This is a genomic window from Saccharothrix mutabilis subsp. mutabilis, from assembly GCF_039521145.1.
In the GTDB taxonomy this organism is placed as follows: domain Bacteria; phylum Actinomycetota; class Actinomycetes; order Mycobacteriales; family Pseudonocardiaceae; genus Actinosynnema; species Actinosynnema mutabilis.
The window spans coordinates 105,154-117,663 of sequence record NZ_BAAABU010000022.1 but is presented as its reverse complement, the minus strand read 5'-3'; the positions used below and the strand labels follow the sequence as shown (position 1 = coordinate 117,663).

Here is a 12,510-nt window from a genome sequence, read left to right as displayed (position 1 = left end):
AAGCTTCGGCAATTCGACACACAGGAGAAATCTGTCATGGGGCACGTACAAGACCGCTGGTGGACCGTTCGGGACGGTCAGCGGGAGAAGACGGCGCAATACGGCAAGGGAATGCGCTACAAGGTGCGGTTCATCGGGCCGGACGGTCGAGAACGTTCCAAGACCTTCCCGGACCGGCAGAAGAAGAAGGCGGACGACTTCTTGCACGAGATGGAGAACGACAAGAACAAGGGAACCTACCTCGACCCGGACGCAGGCAAGATCACCTTCAGGGACTACGCCGAGAAGCACTGGATCGACGCGCGGACGTTCGACGAGTCCACGCGCGAGGGTGTGGAGTTCCGGCTCAAGCTCCACGTGTACCCGTACTTCGGGGACACGGAGCTGCGGCTCATCCAGCCGTCCACCATCCAGGCGTGGGACCGCAAGCTCCAACAGAAAGGGCTGGCGGAGACCTACCGGCGCTCGATCTTCGCCAACGTTTCGGCAATCTTCACGGCTGCCATTGATGACGAGCGGCTGCGTAAGAACCCGTGCAACGGGAAGTCGGTGATCAAGCCACGGGGTGAGTACCCGAAGATCGTGCCGTGGGAAGAGGGGCGGGTGCACGCGGTGCGGGCGGCGTTGGGTGAGCGATACCGCGTCGGCGTGAACCTCGGCGCGGGTTGCGGCCTGCGGCAGGGTGAGGTGTTCGGGTTCTCGCCGGACGATGTGGACGAGTCGGAAGAAGTCATCCACGTGTTGCGGCAAATCAAAATTGTGCGCGGGAAGATGGTTTTTGGTCCGCCGAAGCACGGAAAGAGTCGTGACGTTCCGCTGGCGGCGAGCGTGGCGGCTGCGATCAAGGTGCACACGGAGAAGTTCAAGCCGCTACCGGTGACGCTGCCGTGGGGCACTCCTGACGGCAAGCTCGTGACGGTGCCGCTGCTGATCTACACCCGCGAGTCGAAGCAGCTCTACCGGCACTCGTTCAACCACCACGTCTGGAAGCCGGCACTTGAGGCGGCCGGAGTGGAGTCGCCGGGCCGGGCGCACGGCTTCCACGCTCTGAGGCACTTCTACGCCTCGTCGCTCCTGGAGGCGGGGGTGAGCATCCGGGCACTCGCCGAGTACCTGGGGCATGGTGACCCGGCGTTCACGCTGCGTGTCTACACCCATTTGATGCCCGCGAGCCACGAGCGTACGCGGGTCGCCGTTGACAAGGTGTTCGTGCGACAGGGCAGCTAGCGCACCGGTACGGGGCACTCGCGCATGCAAGCATCGTCCCCGAGATGCTTGCATGCGCTCGTCCGTCGTGCGACGATGCAAGCATCGGAGCAAGCATAGGAGGTTGGGGTGGTCGACGAGGAGCGTCGCGGTCGGGCTCGCGGAGGAGTCGAGAGGGCTAAGCAGTTGTCTCCGCAGCGTCGGAGCGCCATCGCGAAGAAGGCGGCAGAGGCTCGATGGTCGGACTCGCTAGCGGAGGCGGTTTCTGGATCGCCTGACCGGCCGCTTCGAATCGGCGACATTGAAATCGAGTGCTATGTGCTCGGGGATGGGACGCGTGTCATTACTCAGGCGGCCTTCTTGCGGGCTGTCGGCCGCCACCCTCGCGCGAAGGCGAGCGCGGTTCGGGAAGATGGCGGGAACCCGATCCTTCCAATCCTACAAAGCAAGGCGGTCAGCAACTTCGTCACTGATGAAGTGCGTGAAAAGGCTCGCCCCATCGCCTTTCGTATGCCAACTGGGGGTCGGGCCAGCGGCTACAGCGCTGAACTCCTGCCTGTAGTGTGCGAGATTTATCTGAAGGCGCGTGATGCGGGGCTTCTGGATCGGCAGCAGGTCCATGTTGCCCGTCAGGCTGAGATACTTGTTCGCGGACTTGCCCATGTCGGCATCATAGCGCTCGTTGATGAGGCGACGGGATACCAGGAAGCTCGGGCACGTGACGCTCTCGCCAAGATTCTTGAAGCTTTTATTGATAAAGAATTGCAAGCGTGGGTGCGCACGTTCCCGGATGACTTCTATCGTGAGCTTTTTCGTCTGCGTGGACTTGAGTTTCCCATGGACACGGTTAAGCGTCCGCAGTACTTCGGACGGCTGACTAATGACATCGTCTACAAGCGCCTTGCGCCTGGTGTGCTGGAGGAGCTTAAGCGGGTCACGCCCAAGAATGAGAGTGGTCGGCCCAAGCACAAGTTCTTCCAGCGCTTGACGGCCAATATCGGCTATCCGAAGTTGCGTGAACATCTCGGGTCTGTGGTCACGCTGATGAAGCTAAGCACCGACTGGCAAGACTTCATAATCAAGCTTGACCAGATTCATCCAAGGGTTGGCGATACAATCCCATTGCCAATCGAACAGGACGAAAGTGGGCTCTAGCTGCGATGCCTGCATGACGCTGCTGTTAGCGCAATGAACGAGGGGCCGGGTGACTGGAATGGTCACCCGGCCCCTCGGCCTTCGTTCGGGACGGCCTCTCCGGGTCAGACGGCCTGGAGACGGCCTGTGTGGGGCCTCAATCGGTGAAACGGCTGGTCAAAGCCCCGCACCGATCACACGTCGTAGTACAGCGCGAACTCGTACGGGTTCGGGCGCAGGCGCAGCGGGTCGATCTCCTGCTCGCGCTTGAACGCGATCCAGGTGTCGATCACGTCCGGCGTGAACACGCCGCCCTCCAGCAGGAACTCGTGGTCGCTCTCCAGGCTGTCCAGCACGGCGTCCAGCGAGGCCGGGACCTGCTTGACGTCGCGGGCCTCCTCCGGCGGCAGCTCGTAGAGGTCCTTGTCGATCGGGGCCGGCGGCTCGATCTTGTTCTTCACGCCGTCCAGGCCCGCCATCACCATGGCCGAGAAGGCCAGGTACGGGTTGCCCGACGAGTCGGGGCAGCGGAACTCGATGCGCTTGGCCTTCGGGTTGTTGCCCGTGATCGGGATGCGGACGCACGCCGACCGGTTGCGCTGGGAGTAGACCAGCGACACCGGGGCCTCGTAGCCCGGCACCAGGCGGTGGTAGGAGTTCACCGTCGGGTTGGTGAACGCCAGCAGCGACGGCGCGTGGTGCAGGATGCCGCCGATGTAGTGGCGCGCGGTGTCGGACAGGCCCGCGTAGCCGGACTCGTCGTGGAACAGCGGCGCGCCGTCCTTCCACAGCGACTGGTGGGTGTGCATGCCCGAGCCGTTGTCGCCGAACAGCGGCTTCGGCATGAAGGTGACGGTCTTGCCCGCCTGCCACGCCGTGTTCTTGATGATGTACTTGAACAGCATCAGGTCGTCGGCCGCGTGCAGCAGCGTGTTGAACCGGTAGTTGATCTCGGCCTGGCCGGCGGTGCCCACCTCGTGGTGCGCGCGCTCGACGACGAAGCCCTGGGCCTCCATGTTGAGGACCATCTTGTCGCGCAGGTCGGCGTAGTGGTCGGTCGGCGTGACCGGGAAGTAGCCGCCCTTGTACTTGACCTTGTAGCCGCGGTTGCCGCCCTCTTCCTCACGGCCGGTGTTCCACCAGCCGGAGATCGAGTCGATCTCGTGGAAGGACGCGTTCGCGGTGGTGTCGAAGCGGATCGAGTCGAAGATGTAGAACTCCGCCTCGGCGCCGAAGTACGCGGTGTCCGCGATGCCCGACTCGGTGATGTACTGCTCCGCCTTGCGCGCGATGTTGCGCGGGTCGCGGCTGTACGCCTCGCGGGTGAACGGGTCGTGCACGAAGAAGTTGACGATCAGCGTCTTCTCGATCCGGAACGGGTCGAGGCGCGCCGTGTAGAGGTCGGGCAGCAGGAGCATGTCCGACTCGTGGATCGACTGGAAGCCGCGCACCGACGAGCCGTCGAACGCGAGGCCCTCCTCGATGGCGTCGGCGTCGAACGCGGATGCCGGGAGCGTGAAGTGCTGCATCACGCCGGGCAGGTCGCTGAAGCGGACGTCGATGAACTTCACGCCCTCGTCGGAGATGAACTTCAGGACCTCGTCGGGATTCTTGAACACCCTCGTCGACTCCTCTACTGCGGTGGGGGCGTGGTTGTTCGCCGCGGTGTCTGGCGGCCTGCCATCGGGGCCGACGCTAAGACCGCGGTGTTGCCCAGCAATCACCCTGATGTTTCGCCAGTGTTAACGGGCCGCCCGGGACGGGCAACCCGACCTGCCCATCCTCACCCGCTGAGCACGGCCTTACTCTGGTGGGGTGAGCAAGTGGACCGGTTCGTGGCTGTCAGGACCCCGCGCGGCACTGGAGCCGGGCGCCGACTCGGGCGACGGCACCACCCAACGCTGGCGCGGCGAACGCCTGGGCCTCCCGCAGTCGGGCCCGGGAGCGGTGGCCGGCACGGGCCGCCGCGCGTTCGCGATCCTGCTCGACTTCGCCCTGGCGATGGGCGTGGCCAGCGTCTTCACCTACCCGGAGCTGCCCAAGAACTGGAGCCTGCTCGCCTGGTTCGCCATCACGGTGATCGGGGTGGGCTTCTTCGGCTTCACCCCGGGCCACGCGGTCTTCGGCCTGCGCGTGGCCAGGACCGACGGCTCCGCCACCGTGGGCCTGCCCCGAGCAGCGCTGCGCTCGCTGCTCATCTTCCCCATCATCCCAGCCGTGGTCTGGGACGCCGACGGCCGCTGCCTCCACGACAAGGCCTCCGGCACCATCGTCCTCCGCACCCGCTGACCTTCACGCGCTGCCCCGCACCCGCTGCCCCGCACCCGCTGCCTATGCCAGCCACACGCCGTGCGCCGTGCGAGCTGGCAACGCGCCGCCCTGGCCGGATAGAGCGGCCAAGCCCGCTCGGCCGGTGCCGCCGCGATGCCCTGCCGAACCTGAACCGGCCACGCTCCGCTGACTGAACCCGCCCAGCCTTGGCCAGCCGACCCCAACACTGGACCGGGGTTAGCGGGCGGTGGGCTCGCGTGCGCGATGCCTATGGCTGGGGAGCGGTGGGCGGCCCACGCTGCGGGGTGGCGAGTGGACCATGGCTGCACGGCTGCGTCCGGGGCGATCGTAGGCCTGCCGCTCACAGGTATGCGGGCTGCGGGAGTCGTGCCTTGCTGCCGTGCCGCCTCCATATTCTTTACGGCAACGAATTTTGTGGCTGGATCGTGCCCGGCTCGTCGTTAATTCGCAGCATTGAGTGAATCTTGCTGCGGGATGCAACCAAATGAACGAGTGGTGTTCGGGTACGGTCGGTTAGCGGCGGCGCATGGCTCGTTGGATGTTGCGCATCTTTGCGCCCTGGGGGAGGGGGCCCTTCGGGAGGGCTGTGCCTCGGCTGGCCAGGGCCTGGAGGCGGTTCTCCAGGGTGTCCACCTGGGCCGCGGAGATGTTGCGGGGCAGCTTCATGAGGTGGCTTTGCAGTTTGCGGAGGGGGACCTGGCCCTCTTCGCTGCCCACGATCACGTCATAGATCGGGGTTTCGCCGATAACGCGGGCTACGCGCTTCTTTTCCTGGGCGAGAAGGCCCTTCACTCGGTGCGGGGCGCCTTCGGCCACCAAAACCACGCCGGGGCGGCCGATTACGCGGTGGACCATGTCGGCGCTGGTCGTGCCGGCCACGCCCTGGGTCACGCGCCAGCGGCCCCGGAGGTTGTCCAAGGCCCAGCCGGCGGCGCCGGGCTGGCCGTCGGCCTTCGCGTACACGGTGCGCTGCACCCGCCGGCCGAAGACGATCACCGCCAGCAGCGCGCCCACCGCGATGCCCAGGGGCAGCAGCACCCACTGCATGTCCCAGATCAGGCCGATGAGGAACGCCGCCGCCGTCGCGCCCAGCAGGCACAGCAGCATCAGCGGCACGAGCGCCTTGTCCTCGCGGCGCTGCATCTTGAACGCCTCGAAGATCTGGCCCCGTCGGGCCTTCGCCGCCGCGCGGCGCTCCTTGGCCGCTGCCTTCGCCGCCGCCTTGTCCTTACCAGCCATACCCACCAGGATACGGCGCGCCGCCTCGCCCCATCACCGCGCGGTGGGTGTCCAATGCGAGGATGCGGGGCATGGAGCGGCTGCTGGCGGGACTCGATCCGGAACAGCGGGCCGCGGTCGAGGCGCCGCGTGGTCCCGTGTGCGTGCTCGCGGGGGCGGGCACCGGTAAAACCCGGACGATCACCCACCGCATCGCCTACCTGGTGCAACGCGGTCACGTCGCCCCCGGGCAGGTGCTCGCCGTCACGTTCACCGCACGGGCCGCGGGCGAGATGCGGACCCGGTTGCGGGCGCTCGGCGTGCACGGCGCGCAGGCCCGCACGTTCCACGCCGCGGCGCTTCGGCAGTTGCGCTACTTCTGGCCGCGCGTGGTCGGCGGGCCGCACTGGGAGCTGATCGACCGCAACAAGCTGCGCCTGGTCGCGCAGGCGGCCAACCGGGCGGGGCTGTCCACCGAGTCGGACTCGCTGCGCGACCTCGCGGGTGAGATCGAGTGGGCCAAGGCCTCGCTGGTCACGCCCGACGACTACCCGGTCGCCGCCGGCAAGGCGCACCGCGACACCCCGGCCCCCGCCGAGCAGGTCGTGCAGGTCTACCGCACCTACGAGCAGCTCAAGAACGACGCCCAGCTGCTCGACTTCGACGACCTCCTCCTGCACACCGCCGCCGCGCTGGAGGAGCACGGCGACGTCGCCGAGGAGTTCCGCGACCGCTACCGCTGCTTCGTGGTCGACGAGTACCAGGACGTGACCCCGCTGCAGCAACGCGTGCTGGACGCGTGGCTGGGCGCGCGCGACGACCTGACCGTCGTCGGCGACGCCAACCAGACCATCTACTCGTTCGCCGGCGCGTCGCCGATGCCGCTGCTGAACTTCAACCGCCGCTTCCCCGAGGCGACCGTGGTCCGGCTGGAGCGCGACTACCGGTCCACGCCCCAGGTCGTCGCCCTGGCCAACGAGGTCATCAAGTGGGCGCGCGGACGTCCCGCGGGCGCGCGGCTGCGGCTGATCGGGCAGCGCCCGGACGGTCCCGCGCCGAAGTTCACCGAGTTCGACGACGAGCCCGCCGAGGCCGCCGCCGTCGCGCGCCGGGTGAAGGCGCTGCTGGACGAGGGCGTGTCGGCCAGCGAGATCGCGATCCTGTACCGGGTCAACGCGCAGTCCGAGGTCTTCGAGCAGGCGCTGGCCGAGCTGGGCATCCCCTACCAGGTGCGCGGCGGGGAGCGGTTCTTCCAACGCGCCGAGGTGCGGCAGGCGATGGTGGCGCTGCGGCAGGCGGCGGCGCAGGACCCGCCGGGCGAGCTGCCCAAGGTGGTGCGCGAGGTGCTGGCCGGGATCGGCCTGACCGACGACCCGCCCGCGGGCGGCGCGGCGCGGGAGAAGTGGGAGTCGCTGCTCGCGCTGGTGGAGCTGGCCGAGGAGTTGGCGGCCACCGTGGACGGGGCGGACCTGCCGAAGTTCGTCACCGAGCTGGAGGTGCGGGCCGAGGCGCAGCACCCGCCGACCGTCGAGGGCGTCACGCTGGCGTCGCTGCACGCCGCGAAGGGCCTGGAGTGGGACGCGGTGTTCCTCGTCGGCCTGGTCGAGGGGACGCTGCCGATCCTGCACGCCGACGGCGACGATGCCGCGGTCGAGGAGGAGCGCCGGCTGCTGTACGTCGGGGTGACGCGGGCGCGCGAGCACCTGTGGCTGTCGTGGGCGTTGGCGCGCGCGGCGGGTGGGCGGCGGTTCCGGCGGCGCAGTCGGTTCCTGTACGGGCTGATCCCCGAGGACCACCCCGCGTCGCGCACGGCGGCCAAGCGGGAGCCGTTGCAGAAGCGGCCCAAGCCGCAGTGCCGGGTGTGCGGGTCGCAGTTGGTGGACGCGCAGGCGGTCAAGCTCAGCCGGTGCGGCACGTGCCCGTCCGATCTGGACGAAGAGCTGCTGGGCCGTTTGCGGGCGTGGCGTGCGGGCCGGGCGAAGGAGTTGAAGGTGCCGGCGTACGTCGTCTTCACCGACTCGACGCTCGTCGCGATCGCCGAGCAACGCCCCGAGGACATCGCCGGGCTCGTCGCGATCGCCGGCATCGGCGCGGCCAAGCTCGATCGCTACGGCGCCGACGTCCTCGCCCTTGTGCAGGGCAAACGCTGAAACTTCACACGATCGACAGGTATTAGGAAAAACCGGTTGCACCGGTCCGGGGCAGGGTCATAACCTGCTGAAGCCGGGCGCGGAGCGCCCGCTGGGGATGAAGAGCGTTGCTTCGAGACTAGCCACCCGAGGAGGTGACCGGTTGTGAACACTCCGATGACTGTCGGGATGCCCGGTCTCCTCATGACCGGTGTCTGCGCTGTGTCCGGCAACGCTCGCGTCGCGGGGGAGAAGTCTGCCCGCGATCGCCGCGCCTTCGAGCGGGGCGGCGAGCGAGTTCACGTGATCCAGGTGCCGGCGCAGTACACGCCGACCGTTGTCCCGACTCAGAACGTTGCGCCGTCCGCGCACAGGCGAAGGACCTGAGCCCACCAGCATCAGGCCACCTGAAGCCCACGAAGGCCGCGGACCCGTAACCGGATCCGCGGCCTTCGTGTTTGTTCGACCCGTTTTAGCAGGACAAACCCCATCGCAAGACCTGTGACAGGAGTCCACCTGATGTTGACCGCGACCGTCCCGATAGCCGGGACGCTGTCCGCTGAGGACCTGACCACCGCCGGTGTCGCCAACTTGATCGACACCGCGCCGGACGCCGGCCTCGACCTTCCGTGCCGCACGAACAACCCGGACCTGTGGTTCGCCGACGCTCCCGCCGAGCTGGAGCAGGCGAAGGCGTTCTGCGCCACGTGCCCGGTGATCGCCGAGTGCCTGGCGGGCGCGCTCGCCCGGCACGAGCCCTGGGGGGTCTGGGGCGGCGAGATCTTCGAGCGCGGCGCCGTCATCGCGCGGAAGCGGCCCCGTGGCCGTCCGCGCAAGGACGCCGCTCCCGTTGTGCCCGCGGCGCCCGCCGCAACCACCACCGTCCGGGGGGCTACCGACCAGGAGGCCGCCGCGTGAACGGCTACCGCACCACCGCAGACGAAGCAGTGATCATCGAACTCAACCCGCGAGGTAACCCCATGTTGCTCGAAGAAAACCTGGCCAGATCCCGAATGCATGACGCCGAGGTATTCGCCCAACGGCAACGCGTGGCCCACCGCCTCGTCGTCGCCCGCCGGTGGCGGCGACTGGCCGGCTGGGCCCAGCGCAGGGCCCTGCTGAAGGCCCGCGCGATCTGAGCGATCGGTGTGGTCCGAGCGGTCCCGGTGATCCGGGGCCGCGGGGTCCGGTGCCGGTCGACGCGACCGACACCGCACCCCGGGCAGACACGTGATCGCCGGCGCGGGTGAACGTCTCGTGCGTGACTGATGCCGTTCGACTTGGCCCGTCCTCCCCGGTTTCGAGGGGAGGGCGGGCCTTGTCGTCGGTACGGTCTGGGTGTGGCCGCTCACACTCATGACGGAATCGACTGGGCATCGCGCCTGACCACCTTGCGGCGGGCGGACGAACTCGATGCCGAGGCCGTGCGCGTGGTCGCGCGCAGGCTGGTTCGCTCGTTGCCCGACGACCCGACGGTGGTCGACGTCGGCAGTGGCGCGGGTGGCATGAGCGTCGCCCTGGTCGAGGCACTGAACGCGCGCGGTGGTGGCACGGTGGTGCTTGTCGACGCCGTGCCGGAACTGCTCGACGCCGCGACGACCGCCGCCCGCGCCGCCGCGAGTTACGGGCACGACAACACCACGCCCACGGTCAAGGTGCGGCCGGTGTTGGCCGACGTCGCCGTCGAACGCCCGGCCGACCTCACCGACCCCGCGCACCTCGTGTGGGCCTCGCGCGTCGTCCACCACCTGCCCGACCAGCGGCAGGGCGTGGCGAACCTGGTCGACGCGCTCGCGCCCGGAGGCGTGCTCGCCCTCGGCGAGGGCGGCCTGGAGGGCCGGTTCCTGCCGTGGGACCTCGGCGTCGGCGAACCGGGGTTGCCGGAACGCCTGTCCGCCGCGCGGGCCGAGTGGTTCGTGCGCATGCGCGAGTCCATGGCCGACCGGGTGCGGCTGACCGTCGGCTGGAACACCGTGCTGGCCGAGGCCGGCCTGCTCGACGTGACCGCGTTCAGCTACCTCGTCGACCACCCGGCCCCCGCTAAGCAGGCGGTGCGGGAGTGGGCCGTCGAGCGGCTCCAGTGGTTGGCGGACGTCGGCGGCGACTTCCTGCACCCCGCGGACCGGCGCGCGGTCGAACAGCTCCTCGACCCGCGGGACCCCGCGTACCTCGGTCTGCGCGACGACGTGTTCCTGCTCATCGCGAACACCGTGCACCTGGGTCGCAAGCCGTGAGCACCGCGGCCGGGGACGGGACGTGCGCGCGCTGCGGGCGGACCCGCGAGTCCGTCACGAACCCGGCCGAACTGCTGGCGTGGGTCCGCGAGCGGGACCGCGGGCACGACCGGTGGTTGTGCCACGTGTGCGCGCGGAACCACGTCCGCGACATCGAGGGCAAGCTGCCTGCCGACTACTGGTGATGGCGACTCCTTCCGGCTGCTCAGCGGGTGGGCGTGGACGGACGGGACAGGGCGTGGAGAACCGCCCTGGGGGCGGCGGTGCCGCGGGTGCTGCCGGCGTCGAGTTCGGCGAGCAGCGCCCTTGTGGTGCACACGCCCGACCTGAGCACGGCCACCAGCAAGGCGTGTGTTCGGGCGGGGTGCGGTTCGGCGCGTGCCGCGTCGAGGACGGCCCGCACCGGCGGCGCCAGCGGTAAGCCGTCCTCCACCACCGGCCGGGGGAGGCGGGTGGTGCGCTCCAGCAGCACGTGGTGGTCGCCCGATCTTCGGCGGCCGGCCGGTTGGAGCACGTGCACGCGCGGTGGCAGCGGTAGCTCGGGGAAGCCCTGGGCGTGGAGGGCGTCCACTCCGGTCAGCACCGCCTCCGGGCCGGCGTAGGCGAGCGCCGCCCGGACCCGGTCGGCCCGGGTGGGCGGCGCCGCGCCGAGCAGCAGCACGCCGGGCATGACGCGCTGCCACGGGCCGCCGGGACGGCAGCGCAGGTCGATCTTGTAGCGGGGCATGCCCGCGGCCTTCAGGTCCGAGGTCTTGATCACGTCCATGAGTCGAGGATCGGCCGGGGAGCCGGTCGTCGCCAGGACCGGATCGGGAACTGTGGACAACTCCGGGCCTGTGGACAACTCGCCCACCCGGACGGCCGGAAGTGGCGCGGGAGGACGGCCGGAAGCGGCGCGCGAGGACGGCCGGAAAGCGGCGTGGGAGGACGGCCGGAAGCGGCGCGTGAGGGGTGTCAGTCGGCGAAGCCCGGTTGCCAGCGTTCCACGATCGCGCGCGCGGGCACGTGGGCGTCGAGCTGGCAGAGGATGCCGGTCGCGCCCAGGGTCACGCGGTGGATCAGGAGGTACTGCGGCGGCAGGTTCAGGGAGCGGCCCGTCTGGGAATCGGGGCTGCGGAGGTCGCCCACGCGTTCCGCCTGCTTCTGGAGCCACTTCCGGGTGAAGTGGAAGGTCTCCGTGCGCAGCGGCTCCACGAAGGGGCCGAGGTACGCCTGGACGTCTTCCTCGTCCAGTTCGGTGCCCGGCCGGATGAAGCGTTCCGACTTGAGCAGGTCCAGGAGGTCCTTCGAGCGGCCGTCCAGGGCCAGCCTGGTCATCAGGCCCAGGGTCTTGGGCAGGCCGTCGGGCAGGCGGGCCACGGCGCCGAAGTCCAGGACCCGCAGGCGGCCGTCGGCGCCGAGCATGAAGTTGCCGGGGTGCGGGTCGGCGTGGAGCAGGCCCGAGCGGCTCGGTGCGGAGAAGTGGAACTCCGAGAGCAGCCGCCCGGCCAGGTCGCGTTCCTCGCGCTCACCTGATCGAATGATCTTCGACAGCGGCACGCCGTCGGTCCACTCGGTGACCATCACCTTGGGCGAACTCGCGACGACCTTGGGCACCAGCACGTGGTCGTCGCCCTCGAACGCCTTCGCGAACACGCGCTGGCTCGCGGCCTCGGTCCGGTAGTCCAACTCCTCCAGGTACCGGTCCCGCAGCTCCTCCAACAGCGGTTTCACCTCGGCGCCCGGCATGATCGCCTGCAACAGCCGCGAGAACCGCAGCAACTGCTTCAGGTCCGCCTGCAACGCCTCGTCGGCGCCCGGGTACTGCACCTTCACCGCCACGTCGCGGCCGTCGTGCCACACCGCGCGGTGCACCTGGCCGATCGACGCGGACGCCGCCGGCTCGTCGTCGAACGACGCGAACCGCTTCGCCCACCCCGACCCGAGCTGCTCGGCCAGCACCCGGTGCGTGGTGCGCGCGGGCATCGGCGGCGCGGCCGTCTGGAGCTTGGTCAGCGCCTCCCGGTACGGCTCGGCCAGCTCGTCCGGCACCGCGGCCTCGAACACGCTCAAGGCCTGCCCGAACTTCATGGCACCGCCCTTGAGCTGCCCCAACACCGCGAAGACCTGTTCGGCGGTCTTCGCCGACACCTCGGCGTTGACCTCCTCGGAACTGCGGCCTGCCAGCCGCTTGCCCCAGCCGCCCACGACCCGGCCGGCCACCCCGATGGGCAGGCTGGCCAGCTTCGCGGTGCGCTGCACGGCCTTGCGCGGGATCTCGCTCACCCGAAGATTCTCCCCCCGCCCCGACGAACGGA

At 69.3% G+C, this 12,510-nt stretch carries 12 protein-coding genes; 8 read left to right on the top strand and 4 right to left on the bottom strand.

Annotated features, from left to right (window positions below; translation table 11 throughout):
• The first annotated feature begins 36 nt into the window (after positions 1–36).
• Entirely contained in the window at positions 37–1,227 is a 1,191-nt protein-coding gene (locus tag ABD126_RS31945; RefSeq protein ID WP_343938024.1) for a tyrosine-type recombinase/integrase, read from the top strand.
• Positions 1,228–1,335: 108 nt separating this feature from the next.
• The gene (locus ABD126_RS31940; RefSeq protein WP_343938022.1) at positions 1,336–2,361 is read left to right on the top strand and encodes a P63C domain-containing protein; all 1,026 of its coding nucleotides are present in this window, start codon (positions 1,336–1,338) and stop codon (positions 2,359–2,361) included.
• Positions 2,362–2,534: 173 nt separating this feature from the next.
• Here the strand turns inward: ABD126_RS31940 and glnA are convergent, their stop codons facing one another.
• On the bottom strand, positions 2,535–3,959 hold the full coding sequence (gene glnA / locus ABD126_RS31935; protein WP_343938020.1) for a type I glutamate--ammonia ligase: 1,425 nt from the start codon (positions 3,957–3,959) through the stop codon (positions 2,535–2,537).
• A gap of 196 nt (positions 3,960–4,155) precedes the next feature.
• Between glnA and ABD126_RS31930 the strand changes: the two genes are divergently transcribed.
• Entirely contained in the window at positions 4,156–4,629 is a 474-nt protein-coding gene (locus ABD126_RS31930; RefSeq protein WP_343938018.1) for an RDD family protein, read from the top strand.
• Between the two features lie 516 nt (positions 4,630–5,145).
• Here ABD126_RS31930 and ABD126_RS31925 read toward each other — a convergent pair.
• Entirely contained in the window at positions 5,146–5,871 is a 726-nt protein-coding gene (locus tag ABD126_RS31925; protein ID WP_343938016.1) for a DUF4191 domain-containing protein, read from the bottom strand.
• Positions 5,872–5,933: 62 nt separating this feature from the next.
• Here ABD126_RS31925 and ABD126_RS31920 point away from each other — a divergent pair, with 62 nt between their 5' ends.
• The 5 genes from ABD126_RS31920 to ABD126_RS31900 all read left to right on the top strand — a co-directional run bounded on the left by ABD126_RS31920 (position 5,934) and on the right by ABD126_RS31900 (position 10,398).
• On the top strand, positions 5,934–8,000 hold the full coding sequence (locus ABD126_RS31920) for an ATP-dependent DNA helicase UvrD2 (RefSeq protein WP_425542909.1): 2,067 nt from the start codon (positions 5,934–5,936) through the stop codon (positions 7,998–8,000).
• 498 nt (positions 8,001–8,498) lie between these two features.
• Positions 8,499–8,897, top strand: coding sequence for a WhiB family transcriptional regulator (locus ABD126_RS31915; protein ID WP_343938011.1), 399 nt, complete (start codon positions 8,499–8,501; stop codon positions 8,895–8,897).
• Positions 8,894–9,118, top strand: coding sequence for a hypothetical protein (locus ABD126_RS31910; protein ID WP_343938009.1), 225 nt, complete (start codon positions 8,894–8,896; stop codon positions 9,116–9,118). The genes ABD126_RS31915 and ABD126_RS31910 overlap by 4 nt, the downstream gene beginning before the upstream one ends.
• A gap of 201 nt (positions 9,119–9,319) precedes the next feature.
• Positions 9,320–10,213 carry a class I SAM-dependent methyltransferase gene (locus tag ABD126_RS31905; protein ID WP_343938007.1) on the top strand — a complete coding sequence of 298 codons (894 nt, stop codon included), beginning with the start codon at positions 9,320–9,322 and terminating at the stop codon, positions 10,211–10,213.
• Entirely contained in the window at positions 10,210–10,398 is a 189-nt protein-coding gene (locus tag ABD126_RS31900) for a hypothetical protein (protein WP_343938005.1), read from the top strand. The genes ABD126_RS31905 and ABD126_RS31900 overlap by 4 nt, the downstream gene beginning before the upstream one ends.
• Positions 10,399–10,418: 20 nt before the next feature.
• Here ABD126_RS31900 and ABD126_RS31895 read toward each other — a convergent pair whose 3' ends face one another.
• Positions 10,419–10,979 (bottom strand): hypothetical protein, encoded by a 561-nt coding sequence (locus ABD126_RS31895; protein WP_343938003.1) that lies wholly within the window; start codon positions 10,977–10,979, stop codon positions 10,419–10,421.
• Positions 10,980–11,167: 188 nt separating this feature from the next.
• Entirely contained in the window at positions 11,168–12,478 is a 1,311-nt protein-coding gene (locus ABD126_RS31890) for an ABC1 kinase family protein (RefSeq protein WP_343938002.1), read from the bottom strand.
• Positions 12,479–12,510: the final 32 nt, after the last annotated feature.